Source organism: Nocardioides sp. NPDC006273, assembly GCF_040613495.1.
Lineage (GTDB): Bacteria > Actinomycetota > Actinomycetes > Propionibacteriales > Nocardioidaceae > Nocardioides.
The window spans coordinates 160452-177940 of sequence record NZ_JBEXSD010000002.1 but is presented as its reverse complement, the minus strand read 5'-3'; the positions used below and the strand labels follow the sequence as shown (position 1 = coordinate 177940).

The following is a 17489-nucleotide window of genomic DNA, read 5'->3' as shown; positions in this document are numbered from 1 at the left end:
CCGCCGAGCCCAGGTTTCTTCCTGACCCTGTCAGTGCTAGGCACGCGGCGGGATGGCAGGACAGGTGTCTGGCTGAGGCACCTCGTCCGGCGGACCGTTGGGCCCATGACCACCACAACCCAGGCCGAGCCCGTACGCCCGGCCACCATGACCCGCGGGCAGCTGCTGGTGCTCCTGCTGCTGCTCGCCTCCCAGTTCACGCTCACCGTCGACTTCTCGATCCTCAACGTGGCGCTGCCGACGGTCGGCGCGGACCTGGGCTTCGCCGAGGCCGACATGCAGTGGATCGCCACCGCGTTCGCCCTGACCGCGGCCGGTTTCACATTGCTCTTCGGCCGGATCGGCGACTACGTCGGCCGGCGGCGCGTCTTCATGGTCGGCATGGTCGCGCTCGGCGCAGCCTCGCTGCTGGGCGGGGTGGCCACCTCACCCGAGCTGCTGCTCACGGCCCGGGTCGCCCAGGGTCTGGCGACGGCTGCGGTCACTCCGGCGGCACTCTCCTTGCTCACCGTCTCCTTTCCCGAGGGACCGCTGCGTCAGCGCGCGCTGGGACTGAACAGCGTCGTGATGTCGACCGGGTTCACCGCCGGGGCAGTGCTGGGCGGCGTACTCACCGATCTGCTGTCGTGGCGCTGGGCGTTCCTGGTCAACGTCCCGATCGCTCTGCTGGTGATCGCCGTCGCGCCGTTCGTGCTGCGCGACTCCGCCGACCGGGAGCGGTCGCGGCTCGACCTGCCCGGCGCCGTACTGGTGACGTCTGGGCTGTTGGCGCTCGTCTACGGTGCGACCCGTCTGGGCGAGGCCGGCATCGCCGACGTGTGGGGGCTGGTCGCGATCGGCCTGGCGGTAGTGCTGCTGGTGGCCTTCTGGCGCGCCGAGTCCACCCACCCGCACCCACTGGTGCCGCTGCAGATCCTCACCCGCCGGACGGTCGGCTTCGGAAACATCGCCGGCTTCGCGACGTTCGCCTTCGAGTCGTCGCTGGTCTTCGTGCTGACGATGTATCTGCAGCACGTCCTCGACCTCGACGCCCTCCAGACCGGCATGATGCTCGTCGCGATGGGTCTGGGGGCGATCATCGGCGGGACCATCGGGCCTCGTCTCATCGCGAGTTTCGGCGTACGCAACACGGTGGCGGGAGGTCTCGCCCTCCAGGCGGCCACCACCGGCGTGCTCGTCATGATCGGACCGGCCGTCGGGTGGCTGTGGTTCCTCGGCCTGATGAACTTCATCGGCGCCATCGGCCACGTCGCCGCCATCGTCGGGTTCATGGTTGCGGCCACGTCCGGGCTTCCTGACCACGAGCAGGGCCTGGCCACCGGGCTGGCGATGATGACCCAGCAGGTCGCGATCGCGCTCGGGATCCCGATCATGTCCACCGTGGCCACCGCCGCGGGCGGCATCGCATCGCTCGAGGCTCTTCACGTGGCGATCGGCGTCAACGCCGCGCTCGTCCTGGTCGCCGCCCTGTTGGTGGCCGTCGGTCTCCCGGCGCGCCGCCCGGCGGCGGCCGAGCCCGCCTGAGCCTGGCCGTGCTGCTGAGCGCTCGCGTCGACGCTCAGCAGCACGAGCCGATCAGGCGGGCTTCTTCTCCCCGGCCTCGACCGCGACCGACAGGCGGTTGTGAGGCGGGGGGAGCGGGCAGGTGGCATGGTCGGTGTAGGCGCACGGCAGGTTGGTCGCGCGGTTGAAGTCGACCAGCACGTTGCCCTCCGCGTCGGGTGCACCCACGGACAGCGAGCGGGTGGCGGCGTACGTCGTCTTGCCCGAGGTCTCGTCGCGGAACAGTACGTGCAGGGAGCCCGGGGCCGAGTCCGGGAAGGCGATCAGGCTGTGCACGGTGCCGTCGGCCTCGAACTCGATCTCGCCGACGGCCTCGTAGACGTGCTCCAGGCCGTCGACGACCGAGCCCACGGTCGTGGGCACGGGTGCGTCGTAGGCGACGAAGCGCCCCTGGATCGCCCACCTCGGGTCGGGTGCGTAGGACTCGGTGCCGCGGTAGCCGGTCAGGACCGGGTTGTCGGGGTGGCGGGGGCGGATGACCGCGTTGCCGCCACGGTTGGCGATCTCCACGGCCGCATCGCCGAACAGGGCGGTGACCCCGCCGCGCTCGTCGACGACACCGAACGAGTGCCGACCGGTGATCTCGGCGCCGTCGACGACCAACGACTCACCTTGGGCCAGCGAGACCACGATGCCGTCGGGACCGCTCCACCAGGCGCCGGGAACGTCGTCGTACGTCTCCGGCTCCTCGGCGAGCCAGCGCATCGAGGTGATCGCGAGGAAACCGTGGGCCGATGCCCGCTTTCTCTCGTGCTCCTCGTGCCACGTCGCCCAGTCCTGGGCGAAGGTGTCGGTGTCGGTGATGGTCATGGGTCCTCCCGGAAGGATCAGGATGCTGGCACCGGATTGAACTCCGACCAGTCCGGATTCGTGCCCGAATTCCGCACATCGTGATCATCTCGTCGCACGAAATGGGACGAGCCCCGGATCGATCGATCCGGGGCTCGTGGTGGCGCAGGTCAGACGTGGTAGTTCGGCGCCTCGGCGGTGACCTGGACGTCGTGGGGGTGCGACTCCTTGAGCGAGGCGGAGGTGATCCGCATGAAGCGGCCCTTCTCCTGCAGCTCGGAGATGGTGCGCGCGCCGACGTAGAACATCGTCTGGTGCAGGCCGCCGGTGAGCTGGTGGGCGACCGTCGCCAGCGCGCCCTTGTAGGCGACCTGGCCCTCGACACCCTCGGGGACGATCATGTCGTCGTCGGTGACCTCGGCCTGGAAGTAGCGGTCCTTGGAGAAGGACTTCTTGCCGCGCGACGACATCGCGCCCATGGAGCCCATGCCGCGGTAGGCCTTGAACTGCTTGCCGTTCATCAGGACCAGGTCACCGGGGGTCTCCTCGGTGCCGGCGAGCATCGAACCGAGCATCACGGTGTCGGCGCCGGCGACGATCGCCTTGCCGATCTCGCCGGAGTAGCGCAGGCCGCCGTCGGCGATCACCGGGACACCGGCCGGCTTGCAGGCCAGCGAGGCCTCGTAGACCGCGGAGATCTGCGGCACGCCGACCCCGGTCACGACGCGGGTGGTGCAGATCGAGCCCGGGCCGACACCGACCTTGACCGCGTCGGCGCCCGCTTCGACGAAGCTCTGCGCCCCCTCCTTGGTGGCGACGTTGCCGCCGATGACCTGGACGTGCTTGGTCGCCGGGTCGGTCTTGAGACGGTGGACCATGTCGATCAGCATGCGTACGTTGCCGTGGGCCGTGTCCGCGACGAGCACGTCGACGCCGGCGTCGACGAGCGTGGTCGCCCGCTCCCAGGCGTCGCCGAAGTAGCCGATCGCCGCGCCGACGAGCAGACGTCCCTGCCCGTCCTTGGAGGCGTCGGGGAACTGCTCGGACTTCACGAAGTCCTTGACGGTGATCAGGCCGGTGATGCGGCCGTCGGCGTCGATCAGCGGGAGCCGCTCCAGCTTGTGCTGGCGCAGCAGCTTGGTCGCCTCCTCGCGGGAGATCTCCGACGGGCCGGTGATCAGGTCCCTGGAGGTCATCACCTCGTTGACCTTCGTGGTCGCCCACTCCGCGACCGGGGTGAACCGGAGGTCGCGGTTGGTGATGATGCCGATCAGCTTCTGGTCGACGTCGACCACGGGGAAGCCGGAGATCCGGTATTCACCGGCGAGCTTGTCGAGCTGCTCCAGCGTCGCGTCGGGGCCGATGGTGACCGGGTTGGAGATGATCCCGGTCTGGGTGCGCTTAACCAGGTCGACCTGGTAGGCCTGATCCTCGATGCTCAGGTTGCGGTGGAGAACGCCGATGCCGCCCTGGCGGGCCATCGCGATCGCCATCCGGGACTCGGTCACGGTGTCCATCGCCGCGGAGATCAGCGGGACCCGCAGGTTGATCTCGCGGGTCAGCCGGGAGGTCGTGTCGATGTCGGACGGCGCCAGGTCCGAATATCCGGGCATCAGGAGGACGTCGTCGTAGGTGAGGCCGAGCGTCGCGAACTTCTCCGGGATCTCCATGGAGAAATGCTACGGCCGAGCCCCAGGGATCGCCGAAACGGCGAGACTTCTCAGGTATTTGCTGCTCTACCGATCCAACGGCTTGAGATCCCGCACCGACACCTTGACGGTCAGCAGGTCACCGGCCATTCGGATCCGGCCGCGCATTCCGGCGGCGAGGACCATGGGCAGGACGGCCTGGTTGTCGGAATGGGTGGTGAGCAGGATCTCGTCGGCGCCGAGCATGTGCGCGAGCTTGGCGGTGTCGACCAGCAGCCGTGTGCCGATGCCCCGGCGCTGCCAGGCCGGGTCGACGCGCAGGTTGATCACGCGGACGTTCTCGTCGCCCTCGACCGGCGCCAGGACCTCGCCGATGCCGATCGCGACGCCGTCGATGAGGGCGGTGACGGCCTCACCGGTGACGACGAGCTCAGGAGTGCTTCCGGTGCCGAGGCGGCGTACGGGTGGGGTGGTGCCGATGGCCGCCGACTCCCGACTGCGGTCGAGGACGTCGTTGACCAGGTCGGCCATCGCGGAACCACGAGCGCGCTCGGTCGCGGTGAAGGGGGCGGTGCGGTGCAGCTGGACGTCGACGTCGGCGACCCGCAGCTCCATGGTGTCGTGCACGACCCCGGGCGGGGCCTCGGGCTCCGCATCGAAGAGATGCGCGACCACCTCCGGGAACGACATCGGTCGCTCCAGGACGTACCGGCAGGCCTGCACATAGCGGGTCGGTTGGTCGGCCAGGGCCGCCTCGTTGGCGATCTGGACGACGGTTTCGCCGCCACCGGCGGCGGAGAAGAGACCGCAGATCTCGCCCTCGCCCCAGCCCGGGGGCGTACGCAGCACGAACTCGTCGGTGACCTGCGCCAGCTGCGGGAAGATCTGCATCCCCAAGATGTTGACCCCGGCCTTGCCGCAGCGCTGCGCCAGCGCCGCCAGCGCACCCGGTCGGTCCGGCAGCGTCGTACGCACTCTCCACAACATCGTCCCCGCCATGGGAACCAGTCTGCCTGTTTCGCTGTTTCTGGTCCGTTTCGCACGGTTAAACCTTCGGACCGGACCTGGCGTCAGTCGGCGGGCGCCAGCGGCGGGGTCTGTTCGCCCGCTTCGACGAGCACGTCGATGTGGTTGCTGGCGGGCGGGAGCGGGCAGGTGGCGTGGATCGTGTAGGCGCAGGGCATGTTGGCGGCGCGGTTGAAGTCGATGACGGCCTTGCCGTCGACCGGCGGTTCGACGGCGAGCTGACGACAGGCAGCGTAGGTCGTGACGCCGCTGGTCTCGTCGGTGAACAACAGCCACAGCTCGCCGTCACCGCCGTCGAAGGCGATCAGCCGCTGCGGGCGGCCACCCACCTCGAACGCCACTTCCCCCACGGCGTCGATGACGCTCGAACGACCCTCGACCACGGAGCCGACCGAGATCGGCCGGCTCGTCGCGTAGGGCGTGAAGGCAGCTTCCACCCGCCACGCCGGGTCCGGAGCGTACGTCGGCGTGCCGGTGTAGTCGCGCAGGAAAGGGCCGTCGGGCTGCCGCGGCCGGAGGACCGGGGTGCCGAAGCGGTCGGCGACCTCGACCGTCCCGGTGTCGAAGGTCGCGATCACTCCCACAGGATCGACGGCCCCGAAGACGTACCGACCGGCAAGGGTGGTGCCACCGAGCTCGAGCCACTCGCCCGCACCGAGCTCGACCACGGCGCCCTCCGGACCCTTCGACCAGACACCCGGGACCCCGGGGAACCGCTGCGGCTTGGCGCTCAGCCAGTGCAGCCCGGTGATCGCCAGGAAACCTTCCGGGCTTCTCAGCTCGGCCTCCCGCTCATCGCGCCACCGTTGCCAGGCCTGCTCGAAAGTCACGTGCCGCACTCTACAAAGATCTGCGTTGCCAGGTCTTGCAATAGTCGCCGACTTTTACCCTCGACTTCACCCGTGGGCCGTGTGCGCCTTGCTGCGCACCCCTTCGAGCAGGCGGATCGCACCGCGCGCCGCGGTGGCCAGGAGGAGGTACCAGATCGCGGCCACCACCAGCAGCGGGATGATCAGGTGGTTGCGCTCGTCGAGCGCTTGGACGACCCCCAGCAGGTCGGTGATCGCGAGCACGGAGACCAGGCTGGTCGCCTGGATCGTCGTAACCAGGACGTCACCGAGCGCGGTGAACCGCTCGCCGCTCGAAAGTGCCCTCGCTGCGTACGCCCCCAGCGCCAGCGCCAGCCCGACGATCGCCGCGTGGACCGGTGTGACCAGCCGGACCGCATCGATGTGCACCCCCGGGATCCCGAAGGTGATGTCGGGGAAGACCAGCGCGATGTTGCTCCACAGCAACAGCTGGACGAGCACCGGGATGCCGCCGAAGACCCAGACGTACGCTACCGCGACCCCGCCCAGCACCGGGTTGCCCGATCCCTCCATCCTGACCACGGCTAGGCCGAGCGCCGACGCCAGTGCGAAGACCAGCACGGTGAGCCGGACAGTGAGCCAGACCCCGGCGAGGACGTCGGGATGGAGCAGGTGGCCGATGACCTCTCCCGGGAGCAGGTTCTCGTTGGTCGCCAGGGTCCACAGGAGCCTCAGGAGGACCAGGGCGAGGAAGGCTGCGATCACCCATTCGACCGTGTTGGTCTCGACACGCTCGCTGGAGCCGCTAGGCGGAGGCGTGTCGAGACCAACAGAGTCGTCGTCGGCAGCGGTCTCGGCCATCGGGTGAACCCTGGCGTCTCCTGGTGACCAGGAGGTTGCGGCGAGCTGGTCAATCACTGAAATCGCCGAGTCGGCGCATCCCGCCCCTCTTGCTCGCTTCGCTTCGCAAGATACGGGGCAAGATGCGCCGACTCGGCTCTGTCCAGCTCGGCTATCTCTCAGTAGGAGGGCTGAGACTGCACGTTCAGCTCGTCGAACCTGACCTTCTTCGCCGAGGCGACCCGCGGGTCGCGCAGGTCGAAGACGTCGAAGCCGCGCTGGATCTCGTTGGAGTAGATGTAGCCGTTGTAGTAGTAGGTCGACCACGCGCCGGCAATGGTCGTGGTGTCTTCGAAGGGACCGCGGTCGAACCAGGCGATCTCCTTCGGGTTGGCCGAGTCGGTGAAGTCGTAGACGGAGATCCCGCCCTGATACCAGGCCTGGACCATGATGTCCTTGCCCTTGACCGGGATCAGCGAGCCGTTGTGGGCGACGCAGTTCTCGGTGTTGGACTGGGTGCGCGGGATCTTGTAGTACGACTTGAAGACCAGGTCGGAGCCCTCGATGTCGTAGATGCCGTTGGCGCCCCTCTTGGGACCGACCTCCGGGTTGCACACCGGCGCGCCGCCACCGCCGAGCTCGTCGGTGAAGACGACCTTGGAGCCGGTGTTGTTGAAGGTGGCCGAGTGCCAGAAGGCGAAGTTCTCGGTGTCCCGGACCCGCTCGGTCACGACCGGGTTCTCGCGGTCGGAGATGTCCATCAGGATGCCGTCACCCATGCACGCACCGGCCGCGACGTCCTTGCTCGGGTAGGTGGTGATGTCGTGACAGCCGGCGGTGTTGGTGTAGCCCCCGTCGGGGAAGAGAACCGGCTCGTTGACCACCGCGGCGGCCTCAGGCTCCGCCGTCGGGATCTTCACGATGCTGATCTTGTCGTGGGGCGGCTGGCAGTCGGGGAACTCCGGGCGCGGCCCGTAGGAGGAGACGTACGCATAGACGGCCTTGCCGTCCTTGCTCGGTGCCAGCGAGTGGGTGTGGGACCCGCACTTCGTCTCGACCGCGGCGACGTAGGCCGGCTGTGCCGGGTCGCTGATGTCGAAGACCCGGATGCCCTCCCAGGACTCCTTGACCCGCGCCGACTGCGCGACGTTGTCGCAGGTGTTGTTGCTGCGGCTGGAGTCGACGGAGAGGACGAGCAGGTCGCCGTGGACCGAGATGTCGTTCTGCGAGCCCGGGCACACGACCTGGGTGACCAGCTTGGGCTTGTGGGGCTTCTTGATGTCGATGACGTTGAAGCCGTTGTAGTTGCCGGCGAAGGCGTAGCGGCCCTGGAACGCCAGATCGCTGTTGAGCGCACTGGTGGGCGTGAACGCCCCCGACTTCGGGAGGTTCGCGATCAGGTGCAGGTTGGGGGTGCCTTCGGTCTCTCCTGCCTCCACGGCCGGGTTGTTGACGCCGAGCTTCGCGATGTCGTTGCCCGGAGCACAGGCCGAGGCGAAATTGTCTCCGGCCGCGGCCAGGATCTTCTTCTCCGCCTCGGTGCAGCTGGGCTGGGGAGCGGCGCTCTGGGAGCCGTGCGAGTGGGACTCGTCGGCCGAGGACGGCGCGGCGATGGCCAGCCCTCCGGCGACGATCATGGCCGATGCGACTCCGGCCAGGATGTGGATAGGACGTCTCATGGGGGGGTCGCCTTCCGAGTCGACTGCCGTGCGGATGAGCCACGGGCCTGTCGATTCTAGGGAAATCCCCTTCCGCCGACGGCGAGAATGAATAAGTTGACTACCCTGCGTACGCCTCGGAAGGCAGGTCCATGCGGAAACTCGGCGTCCCCACCGCTGTGCTAGCACTGCTGTTGCTCACCGGCTGTGCCGAGGAGCAGCACGCCCACTCAGGCCACGAACCGAGTGCATCGGGTTCGCCTCAGTCGGCGCCCGTCCTCCAGCCGGGCGCTCCCGGCGAGGCTGCGGGCACGATCGCCCCTTCGGACGTGCCGGTCGACGCCGAGTGGAACCAGACCGACGCCACCTTCGTCACGATGATGATCCCGCACCACGCCCAGGCGCTGGAGATGACCGAGCTGGCCGTCACCCGCGCCGCCAGCGACGACGTGAAGTCGCTGGCCAAGAGCATCACCGCGGCTCAGGGACCGGAGATCGTCTCCATGAGCGGATGGCTCCAGGCCCGCGGCCTCGAGGTGCCTGCTGCCGGTGATCTGCCAGATCACGCCGGCATGCCCGGCATGCTCACTTCCGAGCAGCTGAAGGAGCTCGGAGCGGCTCGGGGCGAGGAGTTCGACCGGCTCTTCCTGACCCGGATGATCACTCATCACGAAGGCGCCCTTACGATGGCCGCCCCGGTGCTCAGCAAGGGCAGCGACACCCTCGCCATGGAGTTGGCCCAAGACGTCGAGGCCTCGCAGAAGACCGAGATCGGAATCATGCAGAAGCTGCTGGAATCCCAGTGAGTCGAATCCCAGCGAGGCGCCGCCTCGCCGTCGCAGCCGGCGCCTTCGTCGCCGCCGCTCTCACCCTCGCGCTGCTGGTCTACACCGGCGTGGTCATGCCCACCCGCCTGTTCGCCGCAAGATTCGACGTACGCGGCATCGACGTCTCCCATCACAACGGGGTCGTCGACTGGTCGCGGGTCGCCGAGCAGGACATCGACTTCGCCTGGCTCAAGGCGACCGAGGGGTCCGCCCACGTCGACTCGCGTTTCGCCGCCAACTGGTCCGCGTCGCGTGCCGCCGGGATCGCCACCGGCGCCTACCACTTCATGAGCTTCGAGAGCCCGGGCGCCGGTCAGGCCCACAACATGATCGCCACGGTTCCACGCGTAGCCGGCACGCTCGCCCCGGTCGTCGACCTGGAGCCGTACGGTTCGTTCAAGGGCAACCTGCCGCCCGCCACCGAGGTGCGGGCCATCCTCGATCCCCTGCTGAGCACGCTCGAGGACTACTACGGGATCGCGCCGGTCATCTACACCACACCGTCGGCCTACCGCGCCTATCTGGTCGACCGCTACCCGGACAACCCGATCTGGTTCCGCTCCGTCGCCTGGCCCCCGCGGGTGCCGGACGGACGCGACTGGTCGATCTGGCAGTACTCCAGCCGCGACCGGCTCGACGGCGTCGGCAGTGACGACGAGGCGTACGTGGACATGAACGTGCTCTCCGACGACGTGTCGCTCGAGTCGCTGGTCGTTCGCTGAAATCGCCGAGTCGGCGCATCGGCCCCCTCTCGCCTCGCTTCGCTCGCGAGACACGGGGGCAGATGCGCCGACTCGGCTATGCCTTGCTGTGAATCAGTGGCCGTGCCCGTGGCCGTGACCGGCCGCGGGCGCGTCGTCCTCTTCGGGCTTGTCGACGACCAGCGTCTCGGTCGTGAGCAGCATGCTCGCGATCGAGGTGGCGTTGGTCAGCGCGGAGCGGGTGACCTTGACCGGGTCGATGACGCCCTGAGCGATCAGGTCGCCGTACTCACCCGTGGCGGCGTTGAAGCCCTGACCGACGCCGAGCTCACGAACCTTGGTGGTGATGACGTAGCCGTTGTCGCCACCGTTCTCGGCGATCCAGCGCAGCGGCTCGTCGGCGGCCTTGCGGACGACGCGAACGCCGACCGCCTCGTCGCCCTCGAGACCGAGGTCCTTCTCCAGCACCGAGACGGCGTGGATCAGGGCGGAGCCACCGCCGGGGACGATGCCCTCCTCGATGGCGGCGCGGGTCGCGGAGACAGCGTCCTCGATGCGGTGCTTCTTCTCCTTGAGCTCCACCTCGGTGTGAGCGCCGACCTTGATCACGCAGACGCCACCGGCGAGCTTGGCGAGGCGCTCCTGGAGCTTCTCGCGGTCCCAGTCGGAGTCGGTGCGCTCGATCTCGGCCTTGATCTCGTTGACCCGAGCCTCGACGGTGGCAGCGTCGCCGCCACCCTCGACGATGGTCGTGTTGTCCTTGGACACGGTCACGCGGCGAGCGGTGCCGAGCACCTCGAGGCCGACCTGGTCGAGCTTGAGGCCGACCTCCTCGGCGACGACCTGCGCACCGGTCAGGATCGCGATGTCCTGCAGCATGGCCTTGCGGCGGTCACCGAACGCGGGCGCCTTGACGGCGGTCGCGTTGAAGGTGCCCTTGATCTTGTTCACGACCAGGGTCGAGAGGGCTTCGCCCTCGACGTCCTCGGCGATGATGAACAGCGGCTTGCCGGCGGCGATGACCTTCTCCAGCAGCGGCAGGAACTCCTGAACGGAGCTGATCTTGCCCTGGACGAGCAGGATCAGCGGCTCGTCGATGACGGCCTCCATCCGCTCCTGGTCAGTCACGAAGTACTGAGAGATGTAGCCCTTGTCGAACTGCATACCCTCGGTGAACTCGAGCGCGGTGCCAGTGGTGTTGGACTCCTCGACGGTGATCACACCGTCCTTGCCCACCTTGGCGAAGGCCTCGGCGAGGATCTCGCCGATCTTCGCGTCGCGGGAGGAGATGGTGGCGACCGACGCCATGTCGGACTCGTCGACGACCTCACGAGCGGCGGCGCGCAGCGCGTCGCCGACGGCGGTCGCAGCGGCGTCCATACCGCGCTTGAGGCTCATCGGGTTCGCGCCGGCGGCAACCGCGCGCAGACCCTCGTGGACCATCGCCTGGGCGAGGACGGTCGCGGTGGTCGTACCGTCACCAGCGATGTCATTGGTCTTGGTCGCAACCTCCTTGGTGAGCTGAGCACCAAGGTTCTCGAACGGGTCGTCCAGCTCGATCTCACGGGCGACGGTGACACCGTCGTTGGTGATCGTCGGGGCGCCCCACTTCTTGTCGAGGACGACGTAGCGGCCCTTGGGCCCCAGCGTCACCTTGACGGCGTTGGCGAGGGCGTCGACGCCACGCTCGAGGGCGCGGCGGGCGTTCTCGTCGAACTCCAGGATCTTCGGCATTTCACATACTCCTCATGACACGCGCGGACGCGGCCGGGCCGGCTGGCCCGGCCGCGTCACGTGCGAGACGGATGATCTCAGGCGATGACCGCGAGGATGTCGCGGGCGGAGAGAATGAGGTACTCCTCGCCGGCGTACTTGACCTCGGTGCCGCCGTACTTGCTGTAGATGACCTTGTCGCCCACGGCGACGTCGAGCGGAACGCGGTTGCCCTTGTCGTCGATACGACCCGGGCCGAGCGCCAGGACCTCGCCCTCCTGGGGCTTCTCCTTGGCGGTGTCCGGGATGACCAGACCGGAGGCGGTGGTCTGCTCGGCCTCGACGGCCTTGACGACGATCCGGTCCTCAAGAGGCTTGATGTTGACCGACACTGTGTCGACCTCCCCATTTCTTTTCTACGGAGTCAGACTGGTGGGTGTTGCTACGTCTGTGCTTGCGATGTGCCACGTACGCCGTCGCGGGGGTCGCACCCGGCTCGCAAGCGTTGGCACACTCCAGGGGAGAGTGCCAATGCAGACGTTAGCACTCGGCCGCAATGAGTGCCAGCATGACCGCCCTATCTCTGGCCGGGGAGCCTCACCAGCAGCGCGACCATGCCGGCCAGGAGACCGATGATGATGCCGCCGGCGACCACGAGCGACCGCAGGCCCTCCTCGTCGTCGTCCTCGTCCAGCGAGGTGATCCGGAGCTCTTCACCGTCGCTCAGCCGCGACATCTGCGACGAGTCCTCGTACTGCTCGGAGACCTCGGCGGAGGGTTGGCGACTGGGCTCCGCCGCCGGCGGTGTGGCGCTGGCGGACGGCGTACGCTCGCGCCGTTCGTCCTTCTTCGTGTCCGGCGTCTTCTCGACCGCCGCCGGTGCGCTCTGCTGAGCCTCGGCTTCAGCCGTCTCGGCAGCCTTGTCCGGCTTTTCTGGCTTTTCTGGCTTGCGGTCCTCGTCCTGGTCGTCCCGCTCGTCCTGGTCGTCCCGCTCGTCTTCGGACTGCTCGTCGGCGTCCGTCTCCGGCCCGCCGGAGGCACCGCCCCGGGCGTACTCCACCGAGTAGCCCTCGAGGGACCGCCCGTCGCTGTGCCAGACGACCGTCGTACGTTGCGGCGCGGACAGCGTGCGCACCTCCGACCTGCCCTTCCGGCCGCGGCCGTCCACGCAGTAGGACACGATCAGGTAGCCCTCGGGAGCACTGACCACCACTGAGGAGCCACCGTCCAGTTCGTGGTAGCCCTCTCCGCGCGCACAGTCGCGTACCGGTGTGACCGTTTCGGCCGATGCGGGCGCGGCGAACAGCAACGACAGCAGGGCCATGATCGCCGCGAGCGCCCAGAGGCGCACCGGGACTCGACGCGGGGGTCTGCACACCCGGCGGATCCTAGAGCAGAAACACCCCGCGGGGTAATGGCCTTTTGTCCGGGCCGGAAATGGGCCTGAGAGGATCGGCGCATGGATCTCGACGCCTTCGCCTGGTTGCTGACCGATGACGGCCAGCAGCTGCTGGCGCGGGCCACCGAGATGACGGCAGGTGCAACCGATGGCAAGGGTTCGGCCCTGGCCGTGCAGGTCGCTCTGCGCAAGGACGAGACTGCCGAGCACGTGACCGCGGCCATGAGCCAGGTGGACCTACGCCGGAAGGCCGCCGCCAAGTTCGGCGACCTGGCCCCGAAGATGTACTTCACTCCCGACGGCCTCGAACAGGCCACCCGTCTCGCCGTCGCCCACCATCGGGCCGCGCGCCTGCGCGCCTTCGACGCAGCGAGCGTCATCGACCTGGGGTGTGGGATCGGCGGTGACCTGATCGCCTCCTCGCGCGCCGGCCTCACTGCTGCCGGGGTCGATCACGATCCGGAACGGGTCGCCATCGCCCAGGCCAACCTGGATGCCCTGAGGCTGCCCGGCGCGGTCACCGTCGCAGACGCGACGACCGTCGACCATTCACCGTTCGAGGTGGCATACGCCGATCCGGCACGTCGCGGCGCCAAGGGCCGAGTCTTCTCCGCTGAAGGGTGGACGCCGCCGTGGTCGTGGGTCGAGACGCTCTTCGCCCGCGATGCGTGCGTGAAGGTCGCGCCTGGGATCCCGCACGATCTCGTGCCCGAGAGGGTCGAGGCCGAATGGGTCAGCGACCGCGGCGAGGTCAAGGAGGCCGCGCTGTGGTCGGGCTCGCTGGCCAGCACGCAGCGGCGGGCCACCGTGATCGGCGAGCGTGGTCTGGCGACGCTCACCTCCGAGGACGACCCGGGCGGTGAGGTCGGCCCCGTCGCGGAGTTCCTCTACGAGCCCGACGGAGCGGTCATCCGCGCCGGGCTGGTCACCGCCGTCGCCGCTGGGGTGCAGGGGCACCTGGTCGACGAGCACATCGCGTACGTCACGTCCTCGGCGTCCTTCGAGACGCCGTTCGCCCGCGGCTATCAGGTTCTCGAGGAGCTCCCTTATCGGGAGAAGCAGCTCAAGGCGGCGCTGCGCGAGCGCGGGATCGGGAGGCTGACGATCAAGAAGCGCGGCGTGCAGGTCGTACCCGAGCAGCTTCGTAAGCGACTCGCGCTCTCCGGGTCCGAGGAGGCCACCATCGTGCTGACCAGGGTTGCCGGTGAGGGGACTTGTCTGTTGGTTCGGCCGTTCTGAGGGGGTCTCGACAAGCTCGACCACCGGATGTGGCTCGGCCTCCGGGATGTGGCTCGACCACCGGGATGTGGCTCGATCTCCGGGACGGGAACTGACTTTGGGTGGCCGGGTCAGGCCAGAACGCTGGTGATGGGCTGGGAGGAGTCGGCGGGGAGGTCCAGGGCCGAGGGGGTGCGTCCCCGCGCGACCATCTCGGCTCCCAGAGCCGCGACCATCGCGCCGTTGTCCGTGCACAGGCCGGGGCGCGGGACCCGGACCCGGATGCCGAGCTTGGAGGCGCGTTCCTCGGCGAGCACCCGGAGTCGGCTGTTCGCCGCAACCCCGCCACCGATGATGATGTCCTCGATGCCTTCGGAGGAGGCTGCGTCGAGGGCCTTCCTGACCAGTACGTCGACCACGGCCTCCTGGAAGCTGGCGGCCACGTCGGCGACCGGCACCGACTCGCCGCTGCGCTCCCTGGCCTCGATCCAGCGGGCGACCGCGGTCTTGAGGCCGGAGAAGGAGAAGTCGAAGCGGTGTCGCTCGAGGTCGCGGCGGGCGGTGAGCCCGCGCGGGAAGTCGATCGCGATCGAGCTGCCCGAGGTGGCGGTCCTGTCGATCACCGGGCCGCCAGGGAAGCCGAGGCCGAGCAGACGGGCTACCTTGTCGAAGGCCTCGCCCGCAGCGTCGTCGATGGTCGCACCCATCGGGTCGACACCCACGGTGATGTCGGTGACCTTGAGCAGGCTGGAGTGGCCGCCGGAGACGAGCATGGCGACGCAGGGCTCGGGAAGCGGTCCATGCTGCAGCTGGTCGACCGCGACGTGCGAAGCCAGGTGGTTGACCCCGTAGATCGGCTTGTCGAGGCCGAGCGCGAGTGCTTTGGCCGCCGCCACCCCGACCAGCAGGGCGCCGGCCAGCCCCGGCCCCGAGGTGACGGCGATCGCGTCGACGTCATGAAGCTTGATGCCCGACTCCTGGCAGGCACGCTCGATCGTCGGCACCATCGCCTCCAGATGCGCCCGACTCGCGACCTCGGGCACGACCCCGCCGAACCGGGCATGCTCCTCGACACTGCTCGCCACCGCGTCGGCCAGCAGAGTGTGGCCACGCACCACTCCGATCCCGGTCTCGTCGCAGGACGTCTCGATCCCGAGGACCAAGGGCTCATCAGCGAGGGCACCAGAAGTCATGGGTCCATTCTGCCTCCCCGTCGATCTGGAACTCGGTAGCAGTCTCGGTTCCATGCCGTTGGCCATCCCCGGCGCGGGCACGCCGGCAGGCGAACGAATTTTCGTTCGCCGAGGCTCCGGGTGGGTCGAGCACCTTGCTCCCGCGCGGACCGAGCGCGCACGTCGGTTGCACGAACGAAAATTCGTTCGGCCGGTTTCGAGCCGTTGGCGCCGGCGCCAACGCCGACACCACAAGCCCTGAGGAACCAGACCCTTCCCTCGGGGCGAACGAATTTTCGTTCGCCAAGTCGAGACCGCCCTACCGGTTCACCACCGCTGCGGCGGCGCGGCCAACCGGCGTCCCGGTCAAGCTGCAGCCCCGTTGCTGTCCGGGTCGTCATGCAGATCTGCGTAGGCGGCAGCCCAGAGACTCTGCGCCAGCTCGGGCTGGATCGGATCTGCCGAGCAGAGGCTGTCCCACAGCCCCCGGAGCAGGATCACCAGTCCGCCCGACTCGTAGTCGGTGAGTTCGCGGCCGATCGAGGAACGGAGCCAGAACCTGACGTCGTGCCACAGGTCTCGGACAGTCTCGCCGACCTCGTCGTTCGACCGGGCGAGCTCCTCGATCCCCAACCAGGCCCGCTGGAAGAACAGCTCGTCCTCGGTCGTGGGCAGGTAGCCCGCCCATCCCCGTGCCTTCACACGCTGGGCGACCTGCTCCCACAAGATGCCGGCGAATCCCGCCGCCGCGTGGGGCAGCATGTTCTGCTGCCCGGCGAACCACTGGTGCAGCGTCGACACCCCCATGTTCGCTTCCTCAGCCACCACCTTGAGAGTGGGTGCACGCAAGCCGTCACGACCGATCGTCCTCGCCAGAGCGAGGCCGGCCGTCTGAGATTCGAACCTGTTGCGATTGAAGGCCATGGCACTGATCGCACCACAGACCACCGACATTTCAGCCAGAGGTCGCTGTCGACCCTGGTAGCTCCATCGCCAGCACGAGCCCCGTCGCCCCATCGCGGTAGTAGCGCTCGCGGCGGTCGATCTCGACGAACCCGGCCCGGTGGTAGAACTCGATGGCCGCGACGTTGTTCTCGCGCACCTCGAGGAGAAGACGATCCGCACCCTCGCTCCGAGCGAGGTCGACCGAAGCGGCGAGGAGCGCCCCGCCGATCCCGCGGCGGCGCTGCTGCTCAGCGGTCGCGATCCGCTGGAGCTCGGCGATCTCGTAGACCACGCTCACCAGCGCATGGCCGACGACCTTACCCGTGGCGTCCTCGGCGACGAGGATCCGGACCGTGGGCATCTTCCCGTCGATCGCGACCTGCAGGTACTCCGGGGTCCAGGCGTCGTCAGGAAACGCCTCGAGCTCGAGGGCGGCGATCGCGGCGACGTCGTCCGGGCCGGCCGAACGTACGGTCACCTGGGGCTCACCGGCTTCTGAGTCTCCGGGGGTCGAGCCTGTCGAGACCCCTTCTTCTGGGCAGCCTGATCCACCGCATCGGGCCGACGCAGGTAGAGCGGCTCGGGATCCATCAGCTCGACGCGCTCCTCGGCCACCGCCCGTGCCAGCCAGCCCGCGGACGGACGCACGGGACCGATCGGCGAGGGGAACGCGTCCGGATAGAGCAGCGCCCCTTCTCCGACCACCGGCATCGAGGTGGCCACCTCGCCCGGCCTGACGACAACAGGACCCTCGAGCCGGGCGCCGTCAGGGTCGTAGGAGCCCAGGTAGACCTCCTTGCGCCGCGCATCCGTCGCCACCAAGAACCCGCCCCCGCCGGTGGTCGAGCTTGTCGAGACCACCCCAGACGACACCGCCTCCACCGCCAGCACATCCAGCGAGCAAGCCGCATAGACCGGGATCTCCAGCACGAACCCGAGGGTGCGTGCGGTGACCAGCCCGACTCGCAACCCGGTGAACGGCCCAGGTCCGGCGCCGACGGCGATGGCGGTCAGATCCTGGCGTACGACCCCCGCCGCCGTCATGACCTCGGAGATCAACGGCGCGAGCTGCTCGCCATGCTTCATGGCACGGTCGGAGACCATCTCGGCGACGACGTCGTCGCCGTCGTGAAGCGCCACGGTCACCTGCGGCGTAGCAGTGTCAAAGGCGAGAAGCACA

17 protein-coding genes are annotated in these 17489 nt (G+C 68.6%); 4 read left to right on the top strand and 13 right to left on the bottom strand.

Annotated features, from left to right (window positions below; translation table 11 throughout):
• The first annotated feature begins 105 nt into the window (after nucleotides 1-105).
• Nucleotides 106-1524, top strand: coding sequence for an MFS transporter (locus ABZZ22_RS01885; protein ID WP_354926241.1), 1419 nt, complete (start codon nucleotides 106-108; stop codon nucleotides 1522-1524).
• A gap of 51 nt (nucleotides 1525-1575) precedes the next feature.
• Here ABZZ22_RS01885 and ABZZ22_RS01880 read toward each other — a convergent pair whose 3' ends face one another.
• The 6 genes from ABZZ22_RS01880 to ABZZ22_RS01855 form a co-directional block, all read right to left on the bottom strand.
• Entirely contained in the window at nucleotides 1576-2373 is a 798-nt protein-coding gene (locus ABZZ22_RS01880; RefSeq protein WP_354926239.1) for a DUF1684 domain-containing protein, read from the bottom strand.
• Between the two features lie 149 nt (nucleotides 2374-2522).
• Nucleotides 2523-4022 (bottom strand): IMP dehydrogenase, encoded by a 1500-nt coding sequence (gene guaB / locus ABZZ22_RS01875; RefSeq protein ID WP_354926238.1) that lies wholly within the window; start codon nucleotides 4020-4022, stop codon nucleotides 2523-2525.
• A 66-nt stretch (nucleotides 4023-4088) separates the two neighbouring features.
• The gene (locus ABZZ22_RS01870) at nucleotides 4089-5000 is read right to left on the bottom strand and encodes a GNAT family N-acetyltransferase (protein WP_354926236.1); all 912 of its coding nucleotides are present in this window, start codon (nucleotides 4998-5000) and stop codon (nucleotides 4089-4091) included.
• Between the two features lie 71 nt (nucleotides 5001-5071).
• Complete coding sequence (locus ABZZ22_RS01865) at nucleotides 5072-5857, bottom strand: DUF1684 domain-containing protein (RefSeq protein ID WP_354926234.1); 786 nt, start codon at nucleotides 5855-5857, stop codon at nucleotides 5072-5074.
• Between the two features lie 66 nt (nucleotides 5858-5923).
• Nucleotides 5924-6697, bottom strand: coding sequence for a hypothetical protein (locus tag ABZZ22_RS01860; RefSeq protein WP_354926232.1), 774 nt, complete (start codon nucleotides 6695-6697; stop codon nucleotides 5924-5926).
• Nucleotides 6698-6855: 158 nt separating this feature from the next.
• The gene (locus ABZZ22_RS01855; protein WP_354926230.1) at nucleotides 6856-8355 is read right to left on the bottom strand and encodes a hypothetical protein; all 1500 of its coding nucleotides are present in this window, start codon (nucleotides 8353-8355) and stop codon (nucleotides 6856-6858) included.
• Between the two features lie 131 nt (nucleotides 8356-8486).
• On the opposite strand from ABZZ22_RS01855, the gene ABZZ22_RS01850 reads away from it, so the two are divergent.
• Nucleotides 8487-9140: a DUF305 domain-containing protein gene (locus ABZZ22_RS01850; RefSeq protein WP_354926228.1), complete on the top strand. Its 654-nt coding sequence runs from the start codon at nucleotides 8487-8489 to the stop codon at nucleotides 9138-9140.
• Nucleotides 9137-9883: a GH25 family lysozyme gene (locus tag ABZZ22_RS01845; RefSeq protein WP_354926226.1), complete on the top strand. Its 747-nt coding sequence runs from the start codon at nucleotides 9137-9139 to the stop codon at nucleotides 9881-9883. The genes ABZZ22_RS01850 and ABZZ22_RS01845 overlap by 4 nt, the downstream gene beginning before the upstream one ends.
• A 93-nt stretch (nucleotides 9884-9976) precedes the next feature.
• Here the strand turns inward: ABZZ22_RS01845 and groL are convergent, their stop codons facing one another.
• The 3 genes from groL to ABZZ22_RS01830 form a co-directional block, all read right to left on the bottom strand.
• Nucleotides 9977-11596, bottom strand: coding sequence for a chaperonin GroEL (groL, locus tag ABZZ22_RS01840; protein WP_292647164.1), 1620 nt, complete (start codon nucleotides 11594-11596; stop codon nucleotides 9977-9979).
• A 77-nt stretch (nucleotides 11597-11673) separates the two neighbouring features.
• The gene (groES, locus tag ABZZ22_RS01835) at nucleotides 11674-11967 is read right to left on the bottom strand and encodes a co-chaperone GroES (protein ID WP_008362423.1); all 294 of its coding nucleotides are present in this window, start codon (nucleotides 11965-11967) and stop codon (nucleotides 11674-11676) included.
• Between the two features lie 185 nt (nucleotides 11968-12152).
• Nucleotides 12153-12953 (bottom strand): hypothetical protein, encoded by an 801-nt coding sequence (locus ABZZ22_RS01830; protein WP_354926223.1) that lies wholly within the window; start codon nucleotides 12951-12953, stop codon nucleotides 12153-12155.
• A gap of 81 nt (nucleotides 12954-13034) precedes the next feature.
• Here ABZZ22_RS01830 and ABZZ22_RS01825 point away from each other — a divergent pair, with 81 nt between their 5' ends.
• Nucleotides 13035-14213, top strand: coding sequence for an SAM-dependent methyltransferase (locus tag ABZZ22_RS01825; RefSeq protein ID WP_354926221.1), 1179 nt, complete (start codon nucleotides 13035-13037; stop codon nucleotides 14211-14213).
• 110 nt (nucleotides 14214-14323) lie between these two features.
• Here the strand turns inward: ABZZ22_RS01825 and tsaD are convergent, their stop codons facing one another.
• The 4 genes from tsaD to tsaB form a co-directional block, all read right to left on the bottom strand.
• Nucleotides 14324-15385 carry a tRNA (adenosine(37)-N6)-threonylcarbamoyltransferase complex transferase subunit TsaD gene (gene tsaD / locus ABZZ22_RS01820; RefSeq protein WP_354926219.1) on the bottom strand — a complete coding sequence of 354 codons (1062 nt, stop codon included), beginning with the start codon at nucleotides 15383-15385 and terminating at the stop codon, nucleotides 14324-14326.
• A gap of 345 nt (nucleotides 15386-15730) precedes the next feature.
• Entirely contained in the window at nucleotides 15731-16189 is a 459-nt protein-coding gene (locus ABZZ22_RS01815) for a hypothetical protein (protein WP_354926217.1), read from the bottom strand.
• Nucleotides 16190-16319: 130 nt separating this feature from the next.
• Entirely contained in the window at nucleotides 16320-16787 is a 468-nt protein-coding gene (rimI, locus tag ABZZ22_RS01810; RefSeq protein WP_354926215.1) for a ribosomal protein S18-alanine N-acetyltransferase, read from the bottom strand.
• Complete coding sequence (gene tsaB / locus ABZZ22_RS01805) at nucleotides 16784-17488, bottom strand: tRNA (adenosine(37)-N6)-threonylcarbamoyltransferase complex dimerization subunit type 1 TsaB (RefSeq protein WP_354926213.1); 705 nt, start codon at nucleotides 17486-17488, stop codon at nucleotides 16784-16786. The genes rimI and tsaB overlap by 4 nt, the downstream gene beginning before the upstream one ends.
• Nucleotide 17489 lies beyond the last annotated feature (1 nt).